Source organism: Rathayibacter sp. AY1A3 (assembly GCF_002930975.1).
Taxonomy (GTDB): domain Bacteria; phylum Actinomycetota; class Actinomycetes; order Actinomycetales; family Microbacteriaceae; genus Rathayibacter.
The window spans coordinates 21,749-46,754 of sequence record NZ_PSTO01000021.1 but is presented as its reverse complement, the minus strand read 5'-3'; the positions used below and the strand labels follow the sequence as shown (position 1 = coordinate 46,754).

The window sequence follows — 25,006 nt, the reverse complement described above, 5'->3', positions numbered from 1 at the left end:
CGACGACGCTCCGGGCCCCCGCTTCCACCTACCCGAAGAGCTCACCCGTGAACCCCAGCACCCCCGCCCGCCCTGGTCCTCCCGCTCCACCCGAGATCCGCCCGCTCCTGACGCGCCAGCAGCGCGTCGCCAGCCCCCGTGCCGTCACCAGCCGCGCCAAGCAGCAGTCGCCCTCGCTCATCATGATCGTGCTGCTCTCGGGCGCCGGCGCTCTGCTCTACGGCGCCTTCCTGCTCAACCCGCGCAACATCGGCGACCCCCTCCCGTTCGCCATCGTCATCATCTGCGAGCTGTACCTGATCGGCCAGGCCGCGCTCACGATGTGGACCGCCCTGTCGAGCACCTACGACCCGCGCGACTCCGCCTTCCACTCCGCTCGAGCGACGCTCTACGGGAGCCCGGTCGACGGCATCCCGATCGGCGAGGACCTCTACCTCGGCCGCCGCCGCATCACCGTCGACGTCTTCATCACGACCTACAGGGAGGACCCCGCGATCATCGAGGAGACGGCCCGTGCGGCCCGCGACATGCGCGGCACCCACGTGACGTGGCTCCTCGACGACGGCGACGACCCGCAGGTCGCCGCGATCGCCGAGCGCCTGGGCGTCCGCTACGTGGTGCGCGAGGACCGCGCGGGTGCCAAGGCCGGCAACGTGAACCACGCGCTCCGTCTGACCGACTCGGACTTCGCCGTGATGATCGACGCCGACTTCGTGACCGTGCCGGAGTTCCTGGAGGAGACTCTCCCGTTCTTCGCCCACGACGACGTCGCCTTCGTGCAGGCCCCGCAGGTCTACGGGAACGCGCACAACTTCATCTCGCGCGGCTCCGCCTACATGCAGATCGTCTTCTACGCCCTCACCCAGCCGGGCAAGAACAAGTACAACTCCGCCTTCTGCGTGGGCACCAACGCCGTCTTCCGCCGCAAGGCCCTCGACGACATCGGCGGGATGTACGAGGGCTCGCAGTCCGAGGACATCTGGACGTCGATCTTCGTGCACGAGCGCGGCTGGCGCTCGATCTTCGTGCCGATGACCCTCGCGGTCGGGCGCACGCCCGAGACGATCGAGGCCTTCGTCCGCCAGCAGGTCCGCTGGGCCGTCGGCGGGTTCGAGATCCTGCTCAAGCACAACCCGTTCTCGCCGAAGCGCCGGCTCACGACCGACCAGCGCGTGCAGTACTTCATGACCGTCACGTTCTACTTCACCGGGATCGTGCCGCTGGGCCTGATCGTGCTGCCCCCGCTGCAGATCTACCTGAACATCACGCCGGTCAGCCTGGAGGTGCCGCTCGTCGAGTGGATCCTCTTCTACTGCGGGTTCTACGTGCTGCAGATCGGGCTCGCGCTGTTCATCATCGGCTCGTTCCGGTGGGAGACGCTGCTGCTGTCGACCGTCACCTTCCCGATGTACACGAAGGCGTTCTTCCTCGCTCTCGCGGGCCGGAAGCCGGCCTGGACCTCGACGGGCGCGACCGGGCAGGCCGCCTCGCCCTTCGACTTCATCAAGGTGCAGATGGTCTTCCTGGTGTTCCTGGCCGCGACCTCCGTCGTCGGCTTCCTCAAGGCGGAGTGGACCGCGGAGTACTCGGTGGCGCTCGCCTGGAACGTCCTGAACACCCTCACGCTCGGAGCGTTCGCGGTGATCGCGGCGCGCGAGCACGTCCTCCTGAAGCGCGCCGCCCGGGCCGAGGTGGTCGCTCCGAGCGGCCCCGCCGCCGCGGGACGCCACGGACTCGCCGTGGGTGCGGCATGACCGCGCTGCGCTGGCTCGGCTTCCTCGCCTCGTGCGCCCTCGCGCTCGGCGTCGCCGCCGCCGGCCTTGTCTACGCGAACAACTCGTCGCTCACCGTGCGGGCGGCGAGCGCTCAGCTCGTCACCGACGAGTACTCACTGGGGACGCCCTACGCGGGCACGATCCAGGACCTCACGATCTCCCGCGGCGACGCGGTGGAGAAGGGGGACGTGCTCTTCAGCCTGCAGAGCACCGTCCTCGAGTCCGACATGCAGACCAGGACGTTCACCAGCGCCGATGTCGGCTACCGGATCGAGGAGGGCGGCCTGATGGTCTTCACGGCGGCGCTGGACGGCGTGGTCACGTCGGTCGACGCCGAGATCGGCTCCTTCGTCGAGGAGGACCAGATGATCGCGGTCGTCGCGATCTCGGACTCGATCCACCTCGAGAGCGAGTTCGTGCTCGGCGCCCGGGACTACTCGCGGGTCCCCATCGGCGGCACCGTCGCCGTGGCGATGCCGGACGGGACGACCGTCGACGCCGAGATCTACGACGTCGAGGTGGAGCGGTTCCACGAGGGGCGGGCGACGACCGTCATCCGCGCGCGCACCGACGAGATCACGACGCAGGACTACACCGTGGTCGGAGCTCCCGTCGCGGCGGAGGTGCGGCTCCGCGACGACGGCGACGGCTTCGGCGGCTGGCTGGTCGCCCAGCTCGGCAGGCTCTTCACGCCCGGCGGGTTCGCGCGGTGAGGCGCGGGGCGAGGGCGGCCCTCGCGCTCGCCCTCGCGCTCGCGCTCGCGGGCCTCACCGGATGCACGTCCGGCCGCTCCGTGTCCGACTGGGCCGTGGCAGCGTCCGTGCACGCGCGGGAGCTGCCGCAGGTCCCCGGCCCCTACGCGGGGACGCCGCGGCTCGCCGAAGGGGTGCGGCCGCCGACGAACTCGTGGGTGTCCGGACCGGTGTTCGGGGAGGATCTCCCGCTCTACACGGGGATCCTCACCGTCACGCCGCGCGCCGACGGCTTCACCGTGGGCCTCCCGATCGTGGAGGCGGCTCCGCGGACCGTCTACGCCCTCGCCCGAGACGATCTCACCGTGACGGTCCCCTCGAGCGCTGTGGCGCTCTCGGAGTTCGACGACCTCGTCGCGCACTGGAGCCTCGCGGGTGCCGGTGAGCTCGTCGCGGCCGAAGGCTGGCCCTACGCCTCCTACCGGACCGAGAGCGTCCAGACGGTGCTGATCGGAGGCGCCACTTCACCCGAGCGCGTGGCCGACGGCCTGCTCCTGGTCACCGCGGGCGGACAGCGGTACGGGCTGGTGGCGCCCGCCGCCGCCCTCGATACGTTCCCCCGGATGACGCTGGACGGCACGCTGCTCCTCTTCGCGGTGCCGCCGGGAGCGAGCGGTGCGCGGATCGACGAGCTTCGGCGTCGCGCAGTTCCCCTCGAGGGCGCGAGCGTCTCCCACGACGTCACGGCGAGCACCACCACCACGACCTACGCGCTGCGGACCGAGGGCGGCGCCGAGACGTTCTTCGGCCTCGGGGCCGAGGGGGCGATCGGCTACGACACGCTCTACGGCCGGGTGGGGCTCCGTGCGGGAACGTCGTTCTCCCGCGCCGCCCCCTCGATCGTCGAGTCGGGGGCGCTCGATCTCAGCTCCCTCACGGCCGAGGAGGAGACGACGCTCCGGACGCAGGTGCCGCTCGACGCCGCGGCCACCCGCTTCGCCGCGCCCGACACCTACGGAGCCGGCAAGGAGCTCTACCGCGCCGCTGCTCTGCACCGTCTCGCCGTCGACCTCGGCCTGGAGGAGGTGGCGGCCGACCTGCACGACCGGATCGCCGCAGAGCTCGACCAGTGGCTCGACCCGCGCGGCTGCGCACCGGGCGCCGTGAAGTGCGTCGTCTACGACCCGGTGCTCGGAGGCGTCGTCGGCTCCGCGCCGTCGTTCGGGTCCGACGCGTTCAACGACCACCATTTCCACTACGGCTACCTGCTCTCCGCCGTCGGGATGCTGGCCGCTGAGGACCCGTCCCTCCTCGAGCGGTACCGGACCGTCGCGGACCTGCTCGCCCTGGATCTCGCCTCTCCCGTCGACACCGCCGAGTTCCCGCGGCTGCGCGTGTTCGACGTGTACCGCGGCCACTCCTGGGCCTCGGGGCTCGCTCCGGCCCGCGACGGCAACGACCAGGAGTCGGTGTCCGAGGCGGTCAACGCCTGGAACGGCCTCGCCCTCTGGGCCGCCGCCTCCGGGAACGCGCCGCTGCTCGAGGAGGCGCGCTGGCTGCTCTCCCTCGAGACGCAGGCGGCCGCAGACCTGTGGCTGAGCCCGGAGACGCCGGTCGGCTTCGAAGCGCCGTTCGTCGCGATCAACTGGGGCGGCAAGCGCGACTACGCCACCTTCTTCGACGCGACACCCTCGGCGCTGCTGGGGATCGAGCTGATCCCGATGCCGCCGTCGACCGCGTTCCTCCCCGACCCCTCGCGGGTCGACGAGCTCGTGGCCGGAGCCCCAGGCGCGCCGCTCGCCGACTACGTGCTGATGCTGCAGGCGACGAGCGACCCGGCCGCGGCTCTCGCGCGGGCGGAGCGCCTGCCGGACTCCTCGATCGACAGCGCCGACTCGCGCAGCTACCTGGTGGCGTGGATCCTCACCCGCTGATCCCGCACAGCCCGCTCAGCCCGCGTGCGCTCCGAGGAACGCGAGCGCCCGCGGCCAGGCGTCGGTCGCCGCCTCGGCCTGGTAGGTCTGCTCGTTCGCGTCGTTGAAGAAGGCGTGGCCCGCTCCCGGGTAGACGACGACCTCGACGTCCTTGCCCTCGGTCGCCTCGCGGATGCGCGGCACCTGCTCGACGAGGGGAGCGTCCTGATCGCCCAGGAACGCCAGCACCGGCACCTGCAGCGCGCCGAGCTCCTCGGCGGACGCGGTGACGTGCCCGTAGAACGGCACGGCCGCCGCCAGCCGCGGTTCGGCCAGCGCGAGCGCCCACGAGAAGGTGCCGCCGTAGCAGAACCCGGTGACGGAGACGCTGGTCGCGCCCTCCTGGCGCAGGAGCCGCTCGACGAGGGCGCGGAGGATCGCGACGGTGCGCGTCGCGTGCTCCGGAGTGAAGACGGGGGCGAAGAAGGTGCGCAGCTCGACCTGGCGCGGCAGGCGCCGCACCGGGTGGTCGTAGTCGGCACGCTGCTCCTCGTCGAGCTGCTCGAGGAGGCCGCTGTCGGCCAGGAGCTCGGGGGCGACGACGCTGTAGCCCTCGGCCGCGTAGCGGTCGGCGACCGAGCGGATGTGCCCGTCGACCCCCCAGACCTCGTGGATCAGGATCAGCGCGCGGCCGCCCTCACCGCTGCGGTACACCGGTACGTCGTGCTCGGCCAGGGTCCAGGTCTCATCGCTCGTGGGCATGCTCGCACCCTAGCCCCGGACCCCGGGAGCACGCGTCGTCAGAAGTCGTACTCGCAGTTGCGGAGGTTCGCCACGTCCTCGGTGAGCGTCGGCTCCCCGCCGAGCAGGAACGCGTAGTTCTTCGAGTTGGAGGCCAGGAAGCGCAGCGTCGAGTCGTGCACGCAGTCGCGCTCGGTCAGCAGCACGGACGAGCCCAGGGCCGCCGCCGTCGTCGCTCCCGAGAGGGCGTCGGCGAAGGAGGACCCCGCGGCGAGGAAGACGCTGTCCTGCAGCAGCGACTGGGGGTAGGCGCTGTTCAGCTCGACGCTGGTCTCGTAGCGGTCGCGGCCGGCGATCCTCGAGACCGAGGGGGCGAGGCCGCGACGCGCGAAGTCCGCCACGTACGCGTCCCGGATCGAGGGGTCGCCGCCGAGGAACTCCACGTGCTCCGGCGCCAGGTCGCGCACCGCGGTCTCGGTCGCGGAGTCGGCGCCCGACGTCGCGCCGTCGACCAGCAGCACGGGCTGCGCACGCCAGCCGGCGATGGGCGCGGCCGACAGGGCGTCGGGGAAGTTCGTGCCGGTCGCGACGAACATGTTCGAGTAGGGGCCGGTGCCGAAGGCGTCCGCGACGATCCGGCGGGAGGTGTCGTAGCGGTCCGTCCCGCCGATGCGCTCGGTGCCGCCGACGATCGAGCGGATCGCGGAGAGGACCCCCGGGCTCACGCTCAGCTCGCTGCCGACGACCACGACCCGCTCCGGGCGGAGGCGGCGGATCTCGTCGGAGACGACCCGCGGCAGGCGGTCGGGATCGGTGAGCAGGAGCGCGCCTCCGAGGGCGGCGGCGGCCGGGCCGGCGCTCAGCGCATCCGGCCAGTTCGCCCCGCTGGCCACGTAGAGCACCGGGATGCCCGGGGAGAAGTAGCCCGTCGCCTCCACCGAGGTCGCGTAGCGGTCCGATCCGGCGAGGCGGCCGGTGTACTGCTGGTAGTCGCTGCTCAGCGAGAGGTCGATCCCGGCGGCCGATCCGCCCACCGGGACGCGCACGTCGCCAGCGTCGCCCGAGCGGAGGACGTGGTCCCAGTAGCTGTCGTCGATCACGTCGTCGCGGCTCGACGCCCGGACGAGGTAGTCGCCGGGGACGACCTGCTGGAACGAGTACGGGTTGTCGCCGCCCGTGATCAGGTCGAGCTCGCCGGTGCGGAAGTAGCCGTCGGTTCCCGGGTCGCGGTACCAGATGTCGACGCGCTGGTCGCCCGCGACGCCGCTCAGGCGTCCCTCGAGCGAGCCCAGCCGTGCGGTGCGCAGCTGCACGCCGGCCGCAGGGGCCTGGAGCGGCTCTGCGCTGCGGGCGACGGCGCTGCCGCCGGACCAGAGGTCGGCGTACAGGTCGGCGTTGTCCTTGATCAGCAGGTAGTAGGTCTGCCCGGCGGTGAGCCCGTCGATGCTGAAGGTGAGGTCGCCGGCGACGGAGTGGTTCCCGAGGAGCCCCGCCTCGCTCGACCAGACCTCGACGTTCAGGAGGGCGCCGCGGGGAGTGGTGGTCGCGATCGAGCCGTCGGCCTCCTCGACCACGACACGGCCGCTGATCGACGCCGCAGCGCTCGCACGGGCGGCGCTCGGCGCCTCGTCCGGCACGGCGGGCAGGGGGGACTCGGCGCTGGGCTGCCAGAGCGGCTGCCCCTCGGGGAGCACGATCGAGCGGGGCGCGTCGGAGGCGGCGCCGAATGCGGCGACGGGGGCGGCCGACGGCGCGGCCGCCGATGCGGCGGAGGCGAGCGGGCTGGAGGTGATCGCCAGGGCGGCGACGAGGACCGCGGAGGCGGCGGACCTCAGAACGAGCGGGGACAAGGCGGAGTGCCTGCTTCCAGGAGGAGGTCGCCCTGCGGCCGACCCGGCGGAGGGGATCGCGCTCATGCTAGCGGCGGCCCGCGCCCCGTCGTCCTCCCCGATCAGGGGTCAGGAGACAGGCGGCGCGACGAGGATGTCGTCCCACTCCAGAGCGCGCTCGAACCGGAAGCCGTGCCGCTCGTAGAGGCGGCGGGCGTCGCTGCGCTTCAGCACGTCGAGCCGGAAGGGCAGACCCGGCCGCGCCTCCTCCGCCATCACCCGGCGCAGGACGGCGCCGCCGACTCCGCGTCCCTGTGCGTGCGGCGCCAGGTAGAAGTGCTCGATCCAGACCGCGTCCGGCTCGACCCGCGCGGCGATGCTCCCGGCGAAGGCGCCGTCGAGCTCGATCACCCGGGTGAGCTCGGGCCGGTAGCCGTCGAGGAAGCGGTGCCGCACGCGGTGCTCGTCGTAGCGGTCGAGCGTCTCGAGCGACGGGCGCATGACGACCGCGCGCAGCTCGGCGATCGCCGCGGCGTCCTCCGAGGTCGCGGGGCGGAGCGACCAGCCGGCGTCGTCGGCCACGGTCAGCGGCCGCGGGGCTTGCGGGTGCGCCGCACCGCCGGCGCGGACGCCTTGGCGCGGGCCGGCTTCTTCTTGCCGCCGCCGGCCCTCTCCGCCTTCTCGCGCGCCTCCCGCGCCTTCGCCTTGGCGGCCTTCGCCCGCGACTCGACCTTCGGCGTCGCGGCGGTCCCGCGCGTGGTGTTCGCGCTGCGGCCGCGGACGACTCCGATGAAGTCCTCGACGTCGTCGCCCTTGTCGTCCGTCACCCAGGCGAGGCGGACGGAGGAGGGAGCGACGCCGGTCACCGGCACCGCGGTGACGTCCTTGCGGCTGTGCACGCGCGCCACCGACTGCGGCACGATCAGCACGCCCACTCCGGCCGCGACCTGCTCGACCGCGTCGTCGAGGCCGGCCATGCGCGGCAGCGGGCGCCGCGAGCCGTCCGCGAGCTCCTCGGCGACCGCGGCCCACTCCGGCACGTCCTCCGGATCCTGGAGGAGGTGCTCGCCGGCCAGCTCGGCGACGTCGAGCTCCTCCGCGGCGGCCAGGACGTGCTCGCGGCCGACGACGGCGACGGGCTGCTCGTCGTAGAGGTGGATGGAGCTGAGGGCGGAGGAGGAGACGTCGCCGCGGACGAACGACAGCTGCGCGCGGCCGTCGAGCAGCGCCTGCTCCTGATCGCGCTCGGCGACGACGGTGATGCGCAGCGGGAGATCGGAGCGGCGCTGGCCCCAGACGCGGGTCCACTTGGTGGGGGTGACGCCGGGCACGAGGGCGACGGCGAGCACGGGGCCGGCGGGGACGGCGTCCTCGGCGTCGGAGTCGGCGGCGTCGGAGTCGGCGTCGTCGACATCGCTGTCCCCGGCGTCGCTGTCCTCGGAGTCGAGGTCGTCGGAGTCGCCGTCCTCGGAGTCGCCGTCGGTGTCGTCCGACTCGGTTCCGGCTCCGGCGCCGACCGCGCCCGATCCGGCCGACGCGTCGACAGCCGCCGCGTCCGCCTCGCCCTCCGGACGCCCCTCCGCCTCGGGAGCGGCCTGCGGGTCGACGGTCTCGGGCTGCTCGCTCATCCCCTCAGGGTAGGTGGTCCGCGCCGCGCCGGTAGGGTTGCCGCATGGCCAAGGCGACACAGACGATGAAGGCTGCGACCGCGGCGAAGAAGCTGCAGGTCTACCTGCCCGCGACCCCGGAGGAGTTCCAGGAGTCGGCGATCACGCGCGAGCAGTACGACGAGCTCGCCGCGAACCCGCCCGCCTGGCTCGTGCAGCTGCGCGAGGAGGGGCCGCACCCCCGCTCCGTCATCGCCTCCCGGCTGAACGTCTCCATCTCGGGGCTCGCCCGCGGCGGCGTCACCGAGGCGCTGACCACTCCCGAGATCCAGGCCCTGCTCGACGAGGTCCCCGAGTGGCTGCGCGTCGAGCAGAACCGCTACGCGGAGGTCCGCCGCGAGCAGGCCCGCATCAAGTCCGAGCGCGCCGCCAAGGCCGCCGACTGACCCCACCCCCGCCTGCAGGACCCCGATCCGGCGCGGGCGACGTGGCCTGCGGACCGGAGCGGGATCCCGCCGAGGGGAGCCGCGCGGCTACTGGTTCGAGAACGCGGCGTCGAACGACGCGGTCGGGGTCCTCCAGAGCAGTGAGCGGATGAAGCCGACGGCCTCCTTCGCGCCGTGGAGGCGGTCCATCCCGGCGTCCTCCCACTCGATGGAGATCGGGCCGGAGTAGCCGATCGACTCCAGCGCCCGGAACGCGTCCTCCCACGGGACGTCGCCGTGCCCCGTCGAGACGAAGTCCCAGCCGCGGCGCGGGTCGCCCCAGGGCAGGTGCGAGCCGAGCACGCCGGCGCGGCCGTTCTTCGGGCGCAGGCGGGTGTCCTTGCAGTCGACGTGGTAGATCCGGTCCTTGAAGTCGACGATGAAGCCGACCGGGTCGATGTCCTGCCACATCATGTGCGACGGGTCCCAGTTGAAGCCGAAGGCCGGGCGGTGACCGATCGCCTCGAGGGTGCGCACGCTCGACCAGTAGTCGTAGGCGATCTCGGACGGGTGCACCTCGTGCGCGTACACCACGCCGTTCGCGTCGAACTCGTCGAGGATCGGGTTCCAGCGGGTCGCGAAGTCCTCGTACCCCTCGTCGATGACGGAGGCCGGGACCGGCGGGAACTGCGCCACGTAGGGCCAGATCTTCGAGCCGGTGAAGCCGACGACCACGTTCACGCCGAGCTTGCGGGCGACCCGCGCCGAGCGCTTCATGTCCTCGGCGGCGCGCTGCCGCACCCCCTCCGCGTCGCCGTCGCCCCAGGTGTAGTCGCGCACGAGTGCCTTGTGGCGGAAGTCGATCGGGTCGTCGCAGACGGCCTGGCCGGTGAGGTGGTTCGAGATGGCGAAGACCTCGAGGCCGTAGCGGTCGAGGATCTCCAGGCGCGAAGCGGCGTAGGCGTCGTCCTCGTCCGCGCGCTTGAGGTCGAGGTGGTCGCCCGAGGCCGCGATCTCGAGGCCGTCGTAGCCCCACTCGGCGGCGAGTCGGGCGACCTCCTCGAAGGGCAGATCGGCCCACTGCCCGGTGAACAGCGTCACGGGGTGGGTGGCGGGGTAGGTCTTCTCGTCGCTCATGCGGCGATCTCCGTCCGGTCGTCGGCGGCGGGCACGGTCACCCAGGCGCCTGTCTCGGCCGCGTCGAGCACGGCCTCGGTGATGCGCGCCGCGCGGAGGCCGTCGGCGAAGGTCGGCAGACCCTCCACGTCGGCGCCCGCCACGGCGGCGTAGGTGTCGCGGGCGAACGCTGTGAAGGCGTCCTGGTAGCCCATCGGATGACCGCTCGGCACGATCGAGAGCCGGGCCGCATCGGGCGCGAGGATCGAGGCGTCGCGCGGCACCAGCAGGGCGCTGTCGCGCCGACCGACCCACAGAGTCTCGGGGAGCTCCTGCTCGAAGCGCAGCGACTCCTCCAGCCCGGAGACCTCGAGCACCAGCTCGTTGCGGTGGCCCGCGGTGACCTGCGAGACGAGGAGCGTGCCGACGGCGCCGCCCTCGAGCCGGACGATCAGGCCGGCCACGTCCTCGGTGCTCACGGGGCGGCCGCCGCGCTCGGCGTGGACGGTGCTCGTGATCGCGGCGAGCGAGTCGATCCGGTCGCCGGTGACGAACTCCAGCAGGTCGACCAGGTGCGAGCCGATGTCGCCGAAGGCGCGCGAGCGGCCGCCGGCGGCCGGGTCGACGCGCCAGTTGTCGTCGGAGGCGCCCAGCAGCCAGTCCTGGAGGTAGCTCCCGCGGACGGTGACCAGGCGGCCGGTCTCGCCGGAGGCGACGCGGGCACGGGCCTCGCGCACCATCGGGTGGAAGCGGTAGGCGAACGGGACGGTCGCCACCACGCCGGCGGAGGACGCGGCCGCAGCGAGCGACTCCGCCTCCCGCAGCGTCGCGGCGAGCGGCTTCTCGCAGACCACGTGCTTGCCCGCCTCGATCGCCGCGAGCGCGAGTGCGGCGTGCGTGGCGTTCGGGGTGCAGACGTGCACGAGGTCGATGCTCTCGTCCTCGATCAGGGCCCGGGCGTCCGGGTAGGCGCGCTCGACGCCGAGCTCGGCCGCCGCCCGCTCGCCCTTCTCCGGGGTGGAGGAGGCGACTCCGGCGAGCACCGCTCCGGCGCTGCGGGCCGCGCGGCTGTGCACGGCCGCCATGAAGCCGCCGCCGAGCACGCCGACGCGCAGGGGCGCGGGCATCAGGAGAGGGTCGCTTCGGTCGGGTCCCAGCTCTCGGGCAGTGCGGGGCGGGGCGTCACGGAGCTCGTGACGAGGACCTTCTCGCCGGTCTCGGCGGCCTCGAGGAGCGAGAGCATCACGTCGGTGACGTGGTACGCGAGGTCTCCGGAGGCGGCCTCGGGGCGGTCGGCCCGGATCGCACGGGCGAGCTCGAGCACGCCGGTGCCGCGGGAGGCGGTCGAGCCGGTCGCCGCGATGACCTCCGGCTCGGCGGACCCGCGGCGGTGCAGGGTGATCTCTCCGTCGTGCTGGTTCGGGTCGGGGAGGACGAGGGTGCCCTCGGAGCCGTTGATCTCGACGAAGCCGGTGCGCGGCAGGCTCGACTCGAAGCTCCACACGCCCTGGGCCGAGGCCCCGGACTCGAAGCGGAGCAGCCCGCCGATGTGCGTCGGGATGGTCACCGGGAACTCGGTGCCCTCCTTCGGGCCGGAGCCCACCACGCGGGTGGCGCGGGCCTGGGACGAGACGGCGGTGACGCTCTCGACGGGGCCGAGGTTCTGCACGAGCGTGGTGATGTAGTACGGGCCCATGTCCAGCAGCGGTCCACCGCCCTCGGCGAAGAAGAACTCCGGGTTCGGGTGCCACGACTCGGGGCCGGGGCCCTGGAAGAGGGTGAGGGCCGAGAGCGGCGTGCCGATGGCTCCGCTCTCGATCACGCGCTGCGCCGTCTGGAGGCCCGCGCCCAGGAAGGTGTCGGGAGCGGTCGCGACGCGCAGCCCCTTCTCCTTGGCCAGCGCGAGCAGCTCGATCCCGCTGTCGCGGTCGAGCGAGAAGGGCTTCTCGGTCCACACGTGCTTGCCCGCCTCGACCGCGCGGCGCGCGACCTCGACGTGCGCGGCCGGGATCGTGAGGTTGACGACGATCTCGACGCCCTCGTGCGCGAGGAGCTCCTCGACGGTGCCGGAGGCGGGGACGCCGAAGGCCTCGGCCTGGGTCCTCGCCCGCTCGAGGTCGATGTCGGCGACGAAGAGCACCTCGAGGTCGGGGAAGACGGTGAGGTTGGTCAGGTACTGGGTGCTGATGTTGCCGGCGCCGATGACGCCGACGCCCACGCGGCCGGTGCCGCTCATGCGCCGAGCCCCGAGACGTAGCGGTGGGCCGACTCCAGGCCCTCGAAGATGTCGCCGGCGTAGGCGTCGAACTCCAGCACGGGCAGGGCCTGCGGAGCGGCGGCGAGGATCGCCGGGACGTCCATCGCGCCCTCGCCCGCGGGCAGCTGCTCCTGGGTGTCGGCCGAGATCGGGCCGTCCTTCACGTGCAGGAAGCGCACCTGGTCGCCGAGGCGTCCGAGCACCTCGACCGGGTCGTCGCCGCCGACGGCTGCCCAGTAGGTGTCGAGCTCGAGGACCATGCGCGGGTCGAGCAGGCTCGCGAGGTGCTCGAAGGCGCTGCGGCCGTCGACGCGGTTCTCGAACTCGAAGGCGTGGTTGTGGTAGCCGAGCACCAGGCCGCGGGCGGCGGCGGAGTCGACCAGCGCGTTCAGCTCGTCGGCGATGCGGGCGACGTCGTCCGCGGTGGTCCAGCGGGTCGGGTCGACGAAGGGGTCGATCACGGTCTCGACGCCGAGCGAGGCGGCCGTGTCGAGGATCTCGTCGACGGTGGCGTCGCCCTGCGGGCCGAGGAGGCGGGCGTGGGCGCTGGGAGCGCGCAGTCCACTGGCCGGGAGCGCCGCGCGGTAGGCGTCGGCGAGGTCGACGAACCCGAAGAGCTCGACCGTGGTGAAGCCGATCGCCGCGAGGCGGTCGAGGGTGGCGGGCAGATCGGCCGCGAGCGGCTCGCGCACCGAGTACAGCTGGACAGAGAGGTCTGGGGGTGTGGCCACCGGTGGGGCTCCTGATCGCATCGGAAGGTGTGCCTCGAACCCTACGCGGACTTTTGCTCACGGACAAGCAAAACTAGCCCTGCGCGCCCGCCAAGTCGGGCGCCCGCCGCACAGAAGCACGGGCGCTGTGGTTGACTCTGGCCATGTCCCCGCGCCGCCGCATCACCGTCAGCGCGGTCGGCGAGCTGCTGCTCCTGCTGGCCGACGGGGCGCCCCGGACGCGGGCCGACGTGGTCGCTGAGACGGGCCTGCCGCGCGCGGCCGTCTCCGCCCAGCTCGACGTCCTCACCGCCTCCGGCCTGGTCGCCCGGCAGGACGACGCCCCCTCCTCCGGAGGCCGCCCCGCCGCCCGCGTGGCCTTCGACCCCCGGGCGCGCAGCCTTCTCGCCGTCGACCTGGGCGCCGCGCACGCCGTCGTCGCCCTGACCGACCTCGACGGCACGGTCCTCGCCCGCCGCCGCGAGAGCATCGCCATCGCCGACGGCCCCCTCGCCGTCCTCGGCCACGCCCTCGACGTCGCCGCGGCCCTGCTCGGCCGGACTCCGGCGGCGGGCCCGCTCGCGGGAGTCGGCGTCGGCGTCCCCGGACCCGTCGAGCACGCGACGGGCCGCCCGGTGAAGCCGCCGATCATGCCCGGCTGGGACCGCTTCGACATCCCGGAGTTCGTCGGCCGCCGCCTCCCCGTGCCCGTCCTCGTCGACAACGACGTGAATCTGCTGGCGCTCGGCGAGCACGCCGACCACTACGCCGACGTCGACGACCTCCTCTACGTGAAGGTCTCCACCGGCATCGGAGCCGGGATCGTCAGCGGCGGCGCCCTGCAGCGCGGAGCCCTCGGAGCGGCGGGCGACCTGGGCCACGTGCAGGTCCCCGGCGACCGCGGCGAGGCCGACCTCGAGGCGATCGCGAGCGGCTCGGCGATCGCCCGCCGGCTGACCGAGTCCGGGATCGACGCCGCCAGCACCTCCGACGTCGTCACCCTGCTGACCGGCGGGGACCCCACCACGGTCGAGCTCACGCGCGCCGCCGGCCGCGACATCGGCGAGGTGCTCGCCACCTGCGTGAACCTCCTGAACCCGTCCGTCATCGTCGTCGGCGGCAGCATCGCCCAGGCCAGCCACGAGGTCCTCGCCGGGGTCCGCGAGGTCGTCTACCGCCGCTCCCTCCCCCTGGCGACCCGCGCGCTCGACATCGTGCAGGCCGCGGCCCAGGGCGGAGGCGTCCGCGGTGCCGCCCTGATGGTCCGGCGCCACCTCCTCTCCCCCGCGCACGTCGACGCCTTCCTCGACGCCTGAGCCGCCGGCGCGAGCCGTCGCGCCCCGGTGAGAGGCCGCGGGTCGGCGTGCCGATTCGACCGGGCGCCGCAGGGGGCAGAGAATGAATCGGTGCCCGACCTGCAGCTCTCCTTCCCCTGGGAGACGCAGCCCGTCTTCACGGATGCCGAGCCCCCGCACCTCCGGAGGGTCGTCGCCGACTCCTCGGACCGCGTCGCCTGGCTTCGCGCCCGCTCGCGCGGCATCACGGCGACCGACGTCGCCCGCCTCTCCTCCCCCGCCGCGATCGGCAGGGCCGCGCTCGACAAGCTCTACGGCACCGGCTTCGGCGGCAACGCCTTCACCGACCACGGCCGCGCCCGCGAGCCCGAGATCGCCGCCTGGGTGCGGAGCGAGCACGCGATCGAGCCCAGCAGCACCCTCTTCCACGCGAGCCAGGAGCGGCGCCACCTCGCCACGCCCGACGGCATCGGCCTCCGCGAGGACGGCCGGCTCGAGCTCTGCGAGATCAAGACCACGACGAAGCCGTGGCGGAGCATCCCGCGCCACTACCTGCGGCAGGTCTTCTGGCAGCAGTACGTCCTCGGCGCCGAGCGCACGCTCGTCGTCTGGGAGCAGCACCGCGACTTCGTGCCGATCGAGGGCGAGCCGAACTCCCGCTGGGTCGACCGCGACGAGGACGAGATCCACATCCTCGTGCGGCTGGCGGGGATGCTGATGGCCGAGCTGCACGAGCGGACGCGCGCCCGGTGACGGTCCTCCTCCTGCACGGCCTGGGCGGCGACCGCTCCCAGCCCCTGGGGCTGCTGCGCTCCGCCCTCCCCGCCGGCAGCGAGGTCATCGCTCCGGACGTCCGCGCCCACGGCGCCTCCGAGCTGCTCGGCGCGCCCGGCGACTTCGCCCTTGAGGCGCTGGCCGACGAGGTGACGGAGGAGGTCGTGCGGGCCGGAGCCGCGCACAAGCCGCTCACGGTGCTCGGCATCTCGATGGGCGCGGCGATCGCCCTGCGCCTCGCGGTCCGACGCGTGCTGCCGATCGACCGCGCCGTCTTCGTGCGCCCCGCCTTCACCGCCGAGCCGCTGCCCGAGAACCTCACCGTGTTCCCCGTCATCGCGCAGCTGCTGCACGACCACGGAGCGAAGCGCGGCGAGCGGATGTTCCGCGCCTCGGGCCTGTTCGCGCGCGCCGCCGAGGTGTCCCCCGCGTCGGCGGAGGCGCTGACGCTGCAGTTCCGCTCCCCGCGGGCGGCCGAGCGCGCCGTCCGGCTCGCCCAGATCCCGCGGAACGCCGCCTACCGAGACTCCGGAGAGCTGGGCGAGGTCATCGCGCGCACCCTGGTGATCGCGGCCGAGCGCGACCCCGTGCACCCGGTCGAGGTCGCGGAGGCGTGGGCTAGGGCTCTTCCGGATGCGGACTGCGAGCGGGTGCCGTCGCGGGACGAGGGCTTCGCCGCTCAGCAGGACCGGATCCGCGGGCACGTCCGCGGCTGGCTCGCTCAGCGCTGAGGTCCTCGAGCGCGAGCACCAGGCCGACGAACGCGAGCCAGAGCACTGCGATCGCCGTCGCCACGAACTCGAGCGTGCCGCCGAGCCGCAGCCACACGCGCAGGAGCGACAGGATCCCACCCGTCCCGGCGACGACCGCCACCGAGATCCCGGCGGCGAGCGAGAGCCGCGCGACCGCAGGGCGCCCCCGCACGGTCGCCAGCTGGAGCATCGCGGCGCAGGCGGCCCCGAAGCCGAGGACGGCGGCCGAGGTGTGGATGAGGTCCTGCCAGCGGAAGGCCGGCCCGACCGGCAGCGGGCAGCCCGCCGTGCAGGTCACCTGCGAGGCGAGCGCGAAGCAGGCGGCCGCCAGGAGGATCGCGCCCGCCGGGCGGAGGGCGGGGAGCAGGCGGGCGCGCACCGGCCAGGCGCCCGCGGCGATCAGCGCGCCGCCGACCGCCACGAGCAGAAGAGCGGCCTCGAAGGCGCCCGCCGTCGGCAGGTCCGGCGCGCCCATCTCGCTGACGTAGACCCAGCGGCTGGTGCCGATGCTGATCCGGGCGGCCAGGAGGACCACGAGCCCGGCCAGGACAAGGAGGGCACCGCCGACCAGCAGGGTACGTCGGCGTCGCATCCCCTCATCGTGCCAGACCAGGCGCCCGCGGCTCCGCGCGCCAATCTTCTCCCGAGGGTGACACCCCCGTAACAGCGCCGACTCATTGCCTCGATTGACTGGTCGCGGCGTCGGATGCGGGGATCGGGGGCGACGTCCTCGGCACGCTCCACCCGCACGCCTCAGCGACAGGAAAGGCGACGATGCACACCAGCGCGCTCGGGCACGGCCTCGCGATCGGCGAGATCCCGGAGGAGGTCGTCCTCCCCGACACGATGACGGCGGCGGTGATCGACGCGCCGGGCGACGCCTCCGCCCTGCACCTGGCGACCGTGCCGACCCCCTCCGCCATCAACGCCGAGTTCACGGTGAAGGTGGTCGCGGCCGGCGTGAATCCGCTCGACGCGAAGACGCGGGCGGGCCAGGGGGTCGCCTCGCAGATCGCCTCCTACCCGGCGGTCCTCGGCCACGACTTCTCGGGCGTCGTCGTCTCGAGCCCCTACCCGGCGCATCCGCTGCGGCCGGGCGACGAGGTCTACGGCTTCGTCATGGTGCCGCGCTATTCGGGCTCCTACGCGGAGTACGTCAGCGTGCCGAGCGTCTCCATCGCGCGGAAGCCGTCGACGCTCTCCCATGTCGAAGCGGCCGGCGTCCCGCTCGCGGCGCTCACCGCCTGGGGCATGGTCGTCGAGCTCGCCAAGGCGCACGAGGGCCAGCGGATCCTCATCCACGCCGGGTCGGGCGGAGTCGGCCACTTCGCGGTGCAGTTCGCCGCCTACTTCGGCGCCTCGGTGATCGCGACCGGCTCGACCCGCAACCTGCAGTGGCTGCACGAGCTCGGCGCCGCGCAGGTGATCGACCACACCGCCGAACGCTTCGACGAGCTGCTGTCCGGCGTCGACGTGGTCATCGATCTGGTCGGCAACGTCCACGACGACACGGGCTCGCGCTCGCTGAGGGTCCTCCGCCCCGGGGGCCTGATCGTGAACGCGCCCACCGGGAGCTGGCCCGGGTTCTTCGAGGAGGCGGCCGCTGCGGGCGTGCGCGCCTCCACCTACCGCGTCGCTCCCGACGGGGCGACCCTCGGCGTGGTCTCGCGCCTTCTCGAGTCGGGCGACGTCCGCGTCTTCATCGACGGCATCTTCCCCCTGGCCCGCGCCTGCGAGGCGCACGAGCAGCTCGAGACGGGCCACACCCGCGGCAAGATCGTCCTCACCGTCTCCGAGGGCTGACCTCGGCGAGATGCCGCTCCGGTACGCCACGCGGAACATGTCGCGTACTCGGGTGGCGTCTCGCGGGGAGGCTCAGGCGAGAGAGCGCTCGAGGACGAAGTCGTCCTCCCAGCGGTCGCCGACGAGGAAGCGCTTGCGGCCGACGACCGCGAAGCCGTGCTTGGAGTAGAAGCGCTGAGCACGCGCGTTCTCCTCGTTGACGCCGAGCCAGACGCCCGCGGCACCGTGAGCCCGCGCCTCCTCGAGGGTCGCGGCCATCAGCGCGGCCGCCGCTCCGGAGCCGTGCCGGCCGGGCAGGAGGTAGAACTTGCTGAGCTCGACGGTCGGACGCAGCCGGATCGCCGCGACGACTTCGGCGTCGGCGGGCTCCCCGCGCACGAGCATCGCGTAGCCGGTCAGCGCGCCGGAGTCGTCGTCGACCAGGAGCGAGCGGAGCGGATCGGCGAGGTGGTCGCGGAAGCGCTCGACCGAGAGCACGGTGCGCACGAACTCGGCCTTCGCCTCCGCGGTGGTGTGCGGCGGGCAGGCCAGCGGGAAGGTCGCGGCGGCCAGCTCGGCCAGGGCCTCGGCGTCGGCGGCAGACGCCCGGCGGACGGTCACGGGAGGCGCGGCGAAGCGGAGCGGCGGATCACCGGTCCAGTATGCCGGGACGACGAAGGAGGGGGCCCGCCGAAGCGGACCCCCTCCTCACGTCAATGCGTGCTCGGCTCAGGCCAGGACGTTGACGTCCAGCGGGATGCCGGGGCCGAAGGTCGTCGAGACGGCCGCCTTCTGGATGTAGCGGCCCTTCGAGGAGGACGGCTTGAGGCGGAGGATCTCGTCGAGCGCGGTCTTGAAGTTCTCCTGGAGCTGCTCCTCGGTGAACGCGGCCTTGCCCACGACGAGGTGCACGTTGGCGTGCTTGTCGACGCGGAACTCGATCTTTCCACCCTTGATCTCGGTCACGGCCTTCGCCACGTCCGGGGTCACGGTGCCGGTCTTCGGGTTGGGCATGAGGCCGCGGGGGCCGAGCACCTTTCCGAGACGGCCGACCTGGCCCATGAGCTCCGGGGTCGAGACGGCGGAGTCGAACGAGGTGTACCCGCCCGCGACCTTCTCGATGAGCTCGGCGCCGCCGACCTCGTCGGCACCGGCGGCCAGCGCGGCCTCGGCGGCCGGACCGGTCGCGAACACGATGACGCGGGCGGTCTTGCCTGTGCCGTGGGGCAGGATGACCGTGCCGCGGACCATCTGGTCGGCCTTGCGGGGGTCGACACCGAGCTTGAGGGCGACCTCGACGGTGCTGTTGAACTTGGCGGAACCGGTCTCGCGGGCGAGCGCGACGGCCTCGTCGGCCGTGTAGAACTTGCCCTCTTCGAGCTTGGCCGCGGCGGCCCGGTAGGCCTTCGACTTCTGTGCCATGTTGTTTCTCCTTGAAACGAGAATGTGGTTCTAGAGCCTGGCGGGCTCTCCCACGGGGGTGATGGAGTTCTGGTGGTGCCGCGATCGCGGCCGTGCGTGCTGCTCGCGGGAGGCGGAGAGGTCCTGCGGAGGCGCTTCCGGACCGGGCGCGCGACCCCGCTGAGGGGCCGCCGTCGGGTTCTCGAGGCTTCCGCGGTGGGTCCGCGCCGGTGGGCGCGTTGCTCCCGCCGTCGAGCAGCGCGTCGCGCTACTCGACCGTGATGCCCATCGAGCGGGCGGTGCCGGCGATGATCTTCGCGGCGGCGTCGATGTCGTTGGCGTTCAGGTCGACCTGCTTCGCCTCGGCGATCTCGCGGACCTGCGCCTGGGTGAGCTTCGCGACCTTCACGGTGTGCGGGGTCGAGGAGCCCTTGGCGACGCCGGCGGCCTTCTTGATGAGCTCCGCCGCGGGCGGGGTCTTCAGCACGAAGGTGAACGAGCGGTCCTCGTAGACGGTGATCTCGACGGGGATGACGTTGCCGCGCTGCGACTCGGTCTGCGCGTTGTACGCCTTGCAGAACTCCATGATGTTGACGCCGTGCTGACCGAGCGCCGGACCGATCGGGGGCGCGGGGTTGGCCGCGCCGGCCTTGATCTGGAGCTTGATCAGGCCGGTGACCTTCTTCTTGGGGGCCATTCTGATTCCTTTTCTCAGGGTTCGAGCGGTCGGGGGCTCCCGGCCGCTCTCCCGCGCATCCGACGGTGCCGGATCGCGGTGGAGGAGGGTCGTCCGGCGCGCACAGGGGCGGGCGCCGACACGAAAACCCGTACGAGCTTACACGAGCGGGGCCACCCCCGACAGGGCGGAGGAGGGGCCGACGCCCGGGTGCGCGTGGGGCGGTGCCGGAGGGGGCGCCACCCGGAACGGCGAACGCCCCCTCCGACGTCCGGAGGGGGCGTTCACGCGGTGCGGAGGCGACGCGTCAGAGCTTGGTGACCTGGTCGAACGACAGCTCGACCGGGGTCTCGCGCTCGAAGAGCGAGACGAGCACGGTGAGCTTGCCGCTCTCGGGCTTGATCTCGCTGATCGAGCCGGGAAGACCCGCGAACGAGCCCTCCTTGATGGTGATGGTCTCGCCGATCTCGAAGTCGACCTCGGCGGGCAGCACGCGCTGGGCCTGCTTCTGGCCCTTGGCACCGGAGGTCTTCGAGGGGGCGACGTCCTTGATCTCGACGAGGCTCTTCAGCATCGTGAAGGCCTCCTCGAAGCGCAGCGGGGTCGGGTTGTGGGCGTTGCCCACGAAGCCGGTGACGCCCGGCGTGTGGCGGACGACCGACCACGAGTCCTCGTTGAGGTCCATGCGCACCAGCACGTAGCCGGGGATGCGCACGCGGGTGACCATCTTGCGCTGGCCGTTCTTGATCTCGACCACGTCCTCCATCGGGACCTGGACCTCGAAGATGTAGTCCTCGGCCTCGAGCGAGACCTTGCGGTTCTCGATGTTGGACTTCACGCGCTTCTCGAAGCCGGCGTAGGAGTGGATGACGTACCACTTGCCCGGCTTGCCGCGCAGCTCGGTGCGGAAGGCCTCGTACGGGTCGATGTCGGCGAGGTCCTCACCGGCGGCCTCGGCGTCCTCGGCGGCGACCTCGGCCTCGTCCTCGACGGCCTCGAGGGCCGCTTCGGCCTCCTCGACGGTGTCGATGTGCGCGGCCTCGTCGACCGCGGAGTCGGCCTCGGGGTCGTCGACGGAGCCGATGGCGTCCAGCGCGGCCTCGAGGTCGGAGGCGAGGTCGTCCTCGGACTCGTTCTCGTCGATGATGCTCAGTGCACCCTGCTCGGCGGGTTCGACGGCGTCCTCAGCCTGCGACTGGACGTCGCCCTCCTGCTCCTCCTCGACCTCCGACGACTGCTCGGCAGCCGTCGCCCAGTCGACGTCGTCGCGGTTTCTGTCAGACACTCGTCACAACTCTCTCTCGATCGATCGGTCGCGCCCCTCGGGGCGCGTCCCGCTGTCGCCGGCACCCTCCGCTCGCGCGGCCCGGATGCTCTCGGGTCAGGCGGCGGGTGTGCCGAACACGTACGTCACGGCCAGGGCGAACACCCAGTCGAGGAAGGACACCAGCGCCATCATGATGACGACGAAGATCAGCACGACCACGACGTAGTTGCCCAGCTCCTTGCGGGTGGGCGTCACGACCTTCTTCAGCTCGGCGATGACCTGCCGGATGAAGAGGGCGATGCGCGCGAACGGGTTGCGCCGCGCGGCTCGCTGCTGATTGGCGATCGCGACGACGTCCTCGCTCGGCTCGTCGACTGCTTTCCCGGCCACCTGCACGCACCTTTCCCGCACCGGAACCTCCGGTGTGGCCGACCGCCCGTCATGGGCGGCCCTGGACCGATGACCGCAGCGTCGCGGGGACCGCGTGCGACGGGCATCGATGTGCAGGGCGGACAGGGCTCGAACCTGCAACCTGCGGTTTTGGAGACCGCTGCTCTACCAATTGAGCCACCGCCCTATGGATGCCGTTGCGAGCATCCGAGGAGGAGACCGACCCGCCGCCCCACCGCCGCGACCCTCGCGGGCGCTGTGGATGAGGGCAGAGATCGACTACCTCGGACGAGTGTACGTGGACCCGCAGGGCGTGTCCAGCCGAGCGGCGGGGGGCCTCGGAGCCCCGTGCGCGCGCAGGATACGCTGGCCGTCGTGTCCTCCACCACGCGCATCTCCGCCCGCATCGCCGCCATCGCCGAGTCCGCCACTCTGAAGGTCGACGCCAAGGCGAAGGCTCTCCAGGCCCAGGGCCGCCCGGTCGTGTCCTACGCCGCCGGCGAGCCCGACTTCCTCACTCCCGAGCACATCGTCGAGGCCGCCTCGGCCGCCGTGCTCGACCCGAGGAACTACCGCTACACCCCCGCGGCGGGCCTCCCCGACCTCCGCGCTGCCATAGCTGAGAAGACGGCGCGCGACTCCGGATGGGCCGTCGACCCCTCGCAGGTCGTGGTCACCAACGGCGGCAAGCAGGCCGTCTACCAGGCCTTCCAGACCCTCCTCGACGACGGCGACGAGGTGCTGGTGCCGACCCCGTACTGGACCACCTACCCCGAGGCGATCAAGCTCGCCGGCGGCGTGCAGGTGGACGTGTTCGCGGGCGCCGACCAGGGCTACCTGGTCACCGTCGAGCAGCTGGAGGCCGCGCGCACCGAGCGCACCAAGGTGCTCCTGTTCGTCTCCCCCTCCAATCCCACCGGCGCCGTCTACTCGGCCGAGCAGACCCGCGAGATCGGCGAGTGGGCCGAGGAGCACGGCCTCTGGATCATCGCCGACGAGATCTACCAGAACCTCGTCTACTCCACCGGCGACCAGGACGACGCGAGCCCGCTCGAGCACGCGACCTCGATCGTCGAGGCGGTGCCGGCCCTGCGCGACCGGACGATCCTCGTCAACGGCGTCGCGAAGACCTACGCGATGACCGGCTGGCGCGTCGGATGGATGGTCGGCCCGGCCGACGCGATCAAGGGCGCCTCGAACCTGCAGTCGCACCTCTCGAGCAACGTCTCGAACATCTCGCAGCGCGCCGCGATCGCCGCCCTCACCGGCCCGCAGGAGCCGGCCGAGGAGATGCGCCTGGCCTTCGACCGCCGCCGCCGCACCATCGTCGCCGAGCTGAACGCGATCGACGGGATCGAGTGCCCCACCCCCGGCGGCGCGTTCTACGTCTACCCCGACGTGAACGGGCTCCTGAACCGCGAGTGGAACGGCACCACCCCGACGACCTCCCTCGAGCTCGCCGACCTCATCCTCGAGCAGGCCGAGGTCGCCACCGTCCCCGGCGAGGCCTTCGGACCGAGCGGCTACCTCCGCCTGTCCTACGCCCTCGGCGACGACGCGCTCCTCGAGGGCGTGCGCCGCTTGCAGCAGCTCTTCGGCACCGTTTAGCCCTCCTCCGCCTGCGCCGTCGATCGGCAGCGGCGGCTCGACGACGGGGGTGCGTCGCAGAGAGCGGGACGCGTCCCGCGGACGATCCGCTGACACGCCGGTCGCCGCTCGACCGTGCCGCACGGTGACCGGCGGATACTGCGACGGGCCTGTCCGACAGGTGAGGGCTGCCTGGCATCTCGGGGCGGGGAGGGCAAGAGGGAGGCGGAAATCGGGGATCACTGTCGCCGGAGGGGTGCGACAGGGCACGCTGTGACGATGAGCGAAGACCACGCCGTCCGAGTCCGCGACCTGCGGAAGGACTACGGGGGCGCTCCGGCGGTCGCGGGAGTCTCCTTCGACATCCACCGGGGCGAGACCTTCGCGCTCCTCGGCCCCAACGGCGCCGGGAAGTCGACGACCATCGAGATCCTCGAGGGCTACCGCGACCGCTCCGGCGGCGAGGTGTCGGTGCTCGGGGTCGACCCGCGCCACGGCGACCTGGCGTGGAAGGCGCGTCTGGGGATCGTCCTGCAGTCCAGCGGCGAGTCCGGCAACGCGACGGTCCGCGAGCAGATCGCGCACTTCGCCAGCCTCTATCCGCGACCGCGCGACGTCGACGAGACCATCGAGGCCGTCGGGCTGACGTCCAAGGCCCGCTCGCGCATCGGGCGCCTCTCGGGCGGCCAGCGCCGCCGCGTCGACGTCGCCCTCGGCATCATCGGCCGCCCCGAGCTGGTGTTCCTCGACGAGCCCACCACGGGCTTCGACCCCGAGGCCCGCCACTCCTTCTGGGACCTGATCGCTCTGCTCAAGAGCGAGGGCACGACCATCCTGCTCACCACCCACTACCTCGACGAGGCCGCCCGCCTGGGCGACCGCGCCGCCGTGATCTCCGGCGGGCGGCTCCTGGCCATCGGCCCGATGAGCGCGATCGGAGGGGACGAGGCGCGCGTCCCGATCGTGCAGTGGCGCGAGGACGGCGTGCTGCACCGGCTGCGCACCACCGAGCCCGCCCGGACCGTCGCCGAGCTGCACTCCCGGATCGGTGAGCCGACGGCCCTCGAGGTCGTCCGCCCCAGCCTCGAGGACATCTACCTCGACCTCATCCGCGAGGACCGCGACGCGGTCGACCTGATCGGAGAGCCCGCGTGACCGCCGTCGCCACCCGCCCCCGCACCCTCTCCACCGGCCCGGGACGCACCGTCCGCCTCGGACTCGCCCGGGCCCGCTACGAGATCCGCTCGTACTTCCGCGCTCCGGACCAGGTGTTCTTCACCTTCCTCTTCCCGGTGCTGCTCCTGACGATCTTCTCGGTCGCGTTCGGCGACACCGCGGTGATGCAGGCGAACCCGCAGGACCCGGGCATCCCGATGGCGGAGTACTACGTGCCGGGCCTGGCCGCGGCCGGGATCCTGCTCTCGGGCGTCCAGAACCTGGGCGTCGACATCGCGGTCGAGCGCGGCGACGGCACGCTCAAGCGCCTCGCGGGAGCACCGCTGCCGGTCTTCAGCTACTTCATCGGCAAGTTCGGCCAGGTGCTCGTGACGAGCCTCGCGCAGACGGCCCTGCTGCTCCTCGTCGCGGCGACGGTGTTCTCGGTCGAGCTGCCCACCGACAGCGGGCGCTGGGCGACCTTCGCCTGGGTCTACCTGGCAGGAGTCGCGACGTCGGCCATCCTCGGCATCGCCGTCTCCGCGCTGCCCCGTTCGGGCAAGAGCGCGACCGCCGTGATCGTGCCGCCGCTGCTCGTGCTGCAGTTCATCTCGGGGTCGTACCTGTCGTTCACGACGCTGCCGGACTGGCTGCAGAACACGGCGAGCGTCTTCCCGCTCAAGTGGATCGCGCAGGGCATGCGCGCCGTGTTCCTGCCGAGCGGATTCGAGGAGGCGGAGGTGAACGGGTCCTGGGACCTCGGCGGCGTCGCGCTGGTGCTCGGGATCTGGCTCGTCGTGGGGCTCGTCGCCTGCCGCTTCGGCTTCCGCTGGATCCGCCGCGACAGCTGAGCCGGAGGAGG

25 protein-coding genes and 1 tRNA gene are annotated in these 25,006 nt (G+C 72.7%); 11 read left to right on the top strand and 15 right to left on the bottom strand.

Translation table 11 applies throughout. The features are described 5' to 3' along the window. Positions 1-47: 47 nt before the first annotated feature. Genes C5C10_RS11190 through C5C10_RS11180 form a run of 3 tightly spaced genes read left to right on the top strand, consistent with a single transcriptional unit; the run spans position 48 to position 4,401 of the window. Entirely contained in the window at positions 48-1,754 is a 1,707-nt protein-coding gene (locus C5C10_RS11190; protein ID WP_104329248.1) for a glycosyltransferase family 2 protein, read from the top strand. Beyond that, positions 1,751-2,488 carry a biotin/lipoyl-binding protein gene (locus tag C5C10_RS17870; protein ID WP_181073447.1) on the top strand — a complete coding sequence of 246 codons (738 nt, stop codon included), beginning with the start codon at positions 1,751-1,753 and terminating at the stop codon, positions 2,486-2,488. Before C5C10_RS11190 ends, C5C10_RS17870 begins: the two co-directional genes overlap by 4 nt. Continuing rightward, positions 2,485-4,401, top strand: a complete 1,917-nt coding sequence (locus C5C10_RS11180) for a glycosyl hydrolase (RefSeq protein ID WP_104329247.1) — start codon at positions 2,485-2,487, stop codon at positions 4,399-4,401. Before C5C10_RS17870 ends, C5C10_RS11180 begins: the two co-directional genes overlap by 4 nt. A 15-nt stretch (positions 4,402-4,416) precedes the next feature. Here the strand turns inward: C5C10_RS11180 and C5C10_RS11175 are convergent, their stop codons facing one another. The 4 genes from C5C10_RS11175 to C5C10_RS11160 form a co-directional block, all read right to left on the bottom strand. Then, the gene (locus tag C5C10_RS11175; protein WP_104223644.1) at positions 4,417-5,142 is read right to left on the bottom strand and encodes a dienelactone hydrolase family protein; all 726 of its coding nucleotides are present in this window, start codon (positions 5,140-5,142) and stop codon (positions 4,417-4,419) included. A 38-nt stretch (positions 5,143-5,180) separates the two neighbouring features. Beyond that, positions 5,181-6,971, bottom strand: coding sequence for a cell wall-binding repeat-containing protein (locus C5C10_RS11170; protein WP_104307919.1), 1,791 nt, complete (start codon positions 6,969-6,971; stop codon positions 5,181-5,183). Positions 6,972-7,079: 108 nt separating this feature from the next. Continuing rightward, on the bottom strand, positions 7,080-7,532 hold the full coding sequence (locus C5C10_RS11165) for a GNAT family N-acetyltransferase (RefSeq protein WP_244230509.1): 453 nt from the start codon (positions 7,530-7,532) through the stop codon (positions 7,080-7,082). A 2-nt stretch (positions 7,533-7,534) separates the two neighbouring features. Next, entirely contained in the window at positions 7,535-8,578 is a 1,044-nt protein-coding gene (locus C5C10_RS11160; protein WP_104329246.1) for a LysR substrate-binding domain-containing protein, read from the bottom strand. 44 nt (positions 8,579-8,622) lie between these two features. Between C5C10_RS11160 and C5C10_RS11155 the strand changes: the two genes are divergently transcribed. Next, positions 8,623-9,003 (top strand): DUF5997 family protein, encoded by a 381-nt coding sequence (locus C5C10_RS11155; RefSeq protein ID WP_104223641.1) that lies wholly within the window; start codon positions 8,623-8,625, stop codon positions 9,001-9,003. An 87-nt stretch (positions 9,004-9,090) separates the two neighbouring features. Here the strand turns inward: C5C10_RS11155 and C5C10_RS11150 are convergent, their stop codons facing one another. The 4 genes from C5C10_RS11150 to C5C10_RS11135 are packed head-to-tail and all read right to left on the bottom strand — an operon-like array spanning position 9,091 to position 13,086. Further along, positions 9,091-10,119, bottom strand: coding sequence for a sugar phosphate isomerase/epimerase (locus C5C10_RS11150; protein WP_181067971.1), 1,029 nt, complete (start codon positions 10,117-10,119; stop codon positions 9,091-9,093). Next, a complete protein-coding gene (locus C5C10_RS11145) occupies positions 10,116-11,225 on the bottom strand; it encodes a Gfo/Idh/MocA family protein (protein WP_104223640.1) in 1,110 nt (369 codons plus the stop codon). The genes C5C10_RS11150 and C5C10_RS11145 overlap by 4 nt, the downstream gene beginning before the upstream one ends. Beyond that, the gene (locus C5C10_RS11140; RefSeq protein ID WP_104227052.1) at positions 11,225-12,334 is read right to left on the bottom strand and encodes a Gfo/Idh/MocA family protein; all 1,110 of its coding nucleotides are present in this window, start codon (positions 12,332-12,334) and stop codon (positions 11,225-11,227) included. Before C5C10_RS11140 ends, C5C10_RS11145 begins: the two co-directional genes overlap by 1 nt. Further along, on the bottom strand, positions 12,331-13,086 hold the full coding sequence (locus C5C10_RS11135) for a sugar phosphate isomerase/epimerase (protein WP_244230510.1): 756 nt from the start codon (positions 13,084-13,086) through the stop codon (positions 12,331-12,333). Before C5C10_RS11135 ends, C5C10_RS11140 begins: the two co-directional genes overlap by 4 nt. Positions 13,087-13,229: 143 nt before the next feature. Between C5C10_RS11135 and C5C10_RS11130 the strand changes: the two genes are divergently transcribed. The 3 genes from C5C10_RS11130 to C5C10_RS17860 all read left to right on the top strand — a co-directional run bounded on the left by C5C10_RS11130 (position 13,230) and on the right by C5C10_RS17860 (position 15,865). After that, positions 13,230-14,381 carry an ROK family transcriptional regulator gene (locus tag C5C10_RS11130; protein WP_104223637.1) on the top strand — a complete coding sequence of 384 codons (1,152 nt, stop codon included), beginning with the start codon at positions 13,230-13,232 and terminating at the stop codon, positions 14,379-14,381. Between the two features lie 99 nt (positions 14,382-14,480). Beyond that, positions 14,481-15,113 carry a YqaJ viral recombinase family protein gene (locus C5C10_RS17865; RefSeq protein ID WP_104238303.1) on the top strand — a complete coding sequence of 211 codons (633 nt, stop codon included), beginning with the start codon at positions 14,481-14,483 and terminating at the stop codon, positions 15,111-15,113. Beyond that, positions 15,110-15,865, top strand: a complete 756-nt coding sequence (locus C5C10_RS17860) for an alpha/beta fold hydrolase (RefSeq protein ID WP_159939686.1) — start codon at positions 15,110-15,112, stop codon at positions 15,863-15,865. The genes C5C10_RS17865 and C5C10_RS17860 overlap by 4 nt, the downstream gene beginning before the upstream one ends. On the opposite strand, the gene C5C10_RS11120 is transcribed toward C5C10_RS17860, so the two are convergent. Next, positions 15,753-16,478 (bottom strand): DUF998 domain-containing protein, encoded by a 726-nt coding sequence (locus C5C10_RS11120; protein WP_104257180.1) that lies wholly within the window; start codon positions 16,476-16,478, stop codon positions 15,753-15,755. The two genes, C5C10_RS17860 and C5C10_RS11120, sit on opposite strands and share 113 nt — an antisense overlap. 182 nt (positions 16,479-16,660) lie before the next feature. Between C5C10_RS11120 and C5C10_RS11115 the strand changes: the two genes are divergently transcribed. Next, the gene (locus C5C10_RS11115) at positions 16,661-17,689 is read left to right on the top strand and encodes an NADP-dependent oxidoreductase (RefSeq protein ID WP_374952914.1); all 1,029 of its coding nucleotides are present in this window, start codon (positions 16,661-16,663) and stop codon (positions 17,687-17,689) included. Positions 17,690-17,761: 72 nt separating this feature from the next. On the opposite strand, the gene C5C10_RS11110 is transcribed toward C5C10_RS11115, so the two are convergent. The 6 genes from C5C10_RS11110 to C5C10_RS11085 all read right to left on the bottom strand — a co-directional run bounded on the left by C5C10_RS11110 (position 17,762) and on the right by C5C10_RS11085 (position 21,589). Further along, complete coding sequence (locus C5C10_RS11110) at positions 17,762-18,289, bottom strand: GNAT family N-acetyltransferase (RefSeq protein ID WP_104329244.1); 528 nt, start codon at positions 18,287-18,289, stop codon at positions 17,762-17,764. A 108-nt stretch (positions 18,290-18,397) separates the two neighbouring features. Then, positions 18,398-19,090: a 50S ribosomal protein L1 gene (rplA, locus tag C5C10_RS11105; RefSeq protein ID WP_104223633.1), complete on the bottom strand. Its 693-nt coding sequence runs from the start codon at positions 19,088-19,090 to the stop codon at positions 18,398-18,400. A gap of 247 nt (positions 19,091-19,337) precedes the next feature. After that, a complete protein-coding gene (gene rplK, locus C5C10_RS11100; protein ID WP_104223632.1) occupies positions 19,338-19,766 on the bottom strand; it encodes a 50S ribosomal protein L11 in 429 nt (142 codons plus the stop codon). A gap of 286 nt (positions 19,767-20,052) precedes the next feature. Beyond that, entirely contained in the window at positions 20,053-21,030 is a 978-nt protein-coding gene (gene nusG, locus C5C10_RS11095) for a transcription termination/antitermination protein NusG (RefSeq protein ID WP_104234235.1), read from the bottom strand. Positions 21,031-21,126: 96 nt separating this feature from the next. Further along, positions 21,127-21,402 carry a preprotein translocase subunit SecE gene (gene secE, locus C5C10_RS11090; protein WP_068208793.1) on the bottom strand — a complete coding sequence of 92 codons (276 nt, stop codon included), beginning with the start codon at positions 21,400-21,402 and terminating at the stop codon, positions 21,127-21,129. A gap of 114 nt (positions 21,403-21,516) precedes the next feature. Beyond that, a tRNA-Trp gene (locus C5C10_RS11085) sits at positions 21,517-21,589 on the bottom strand. A 179-nt stretch (positions 21,590-21,768) separates the two neighbouring features. Here C5C10_RS11085 and C5C10_RS11080 point away from each other — a divergent pair. The 3 genes from C5C10_RS11080 to C5C10_RS11070 all read left to right on the top strand — a co-directional run bounded on the left by C5C10_RS11080 (position 21,769) and on the right by C5C10_RS11070 (position 24,995). Next, complete coding sequence (locus C5C10_RS11080; protein ID WP_374953347.1) at positions 21,769-23,010, top strand: pyridoxal phosphate-dependent aminotransferase; 1,242 nt, start codon at positions 21,769-21,771, stop codon at positions 23,008-23,010. Positions 23,011-23,268: 258 nt separating this feature from the next. Beyond that, complete coding sequence (locus tag C5C10_RS11075) at positions 23,269-24,144, top strand: ABC transporter ATP-binding protein (RefSeq protein ID WP_104254889.1); 876 nt, start codon at positions 23,269-23,271, stop codon at positions 24,142-24,144. Continuing rightward, positions 24,141-24,995: an ABC transporter permease gene (locus C5C10_RS11070; RefSeq protein WP_104223629.1), complete on the top strand. Its 855-nt coding sequence runs from the start codon at positions 24,141-24,143 to the stop codon at positions 24,993-24,995. Before C5C10_RS11075 ends, C5C10_RS11070 begins: the two co-directional genes overlap by 4 nt. The last annotated feature ends 11 nt before the right edge of the window (positions 24,996-25,006 follow it).

Bases quoted from the DNA above. Each gene is read 5' to 3' on its own strand.
- rplK (WP_104223632.1), bottom strand. From the start codon at position 19,766: ATGGCCCCCAAGAAGAAGGTCACCGGCCTGATCAAGCTCCAGATCAAG.
- C5C10_RS11140 (WP_104227052.1), bottom strand. From the start codon at position 12,334: ATGAGCGGCACCGGCCGCGTGGGCGTCGGCGTCATCGGCGCCGGCAAC.
- C5C10_RS11075 (WP_104254889.1), top strand. From the start codon at position 23,269: ATGAGCGAAGACCACGCCGTCCGAGTCCGCGACCTGCGGAAGGACTAC.
- C5C10_RS11150 (WP_181067971.1), bottom strand. From the start codon at position 10,119: ATGAGCGACGAGAAGACCTACCCCGCCACCCACCCCGTGACGCTGTTC.
- C5C10_RS11130 (WP_104223637.1), top strand. From the start codon at position 13,230: ATGTCCCCGCGCCGCCGCATCACCGTCAGCGCGGTCGGCGAGCTGCTG.
- C5C10_RS11160 (WP_104329246.1), bottom strand. From the start codon at position 8,578: ATGAGCGAGCAGCCCGAGACCGTCGACCCGCAGGCCGCTCCCGAGGCG.
- C5C10_RS11155 (WP_104223641.1), top strand. From the start codon at position 8,623: ATGGCCAAGGCGACACAGACGATGAAGGCTGCGACCGCGGCGAAGAAG.
- C5C10_RS11145 (WP_104223640.1), bottom strand. From the start codon at position 11,225: ATGCCCGCGCCCCTGCGCGTCGGCGTGCTCGGCGGCGGCTTCATGGCG.
- rplA (WP_104223633.1), bottom strand. From the start codon at position 19,090: ATGGCACAGAAGTCGAAGGCCTACCGGGCCGCCGCGGCCAAGCTCGAA.
- C5C10_RS11175 (WP_104223644.1), bottom strand. From the start codon at position 5,142: ATGCCCACGAGCGATGAGACCTGGACCCTGGCCGAGCACGACGTACCG.
- C5C10_RS17870 (WP_181073447.1), top strand. From the start codon at position 1,751: ATGACCGCGCTGCGCTGGCTCGGCTTCCTCGCCTCGTGCGCCCTCGCG.
- C5C10_RS11120 (WP_104257180.1), bottom strand. From the start codon at position 16,478: ATGCGACGCCGACGTACCCTGCTGGTCGGCGGTGCCCTCCTTGTCCTG.
- C5C10_RS11115 (WP_374952914.1), top strand. From the start codon at position 16,661: ATGCACACCAGCGCGCTCGGGCACGGCCTCGCGATCGGCGAGATCCCG.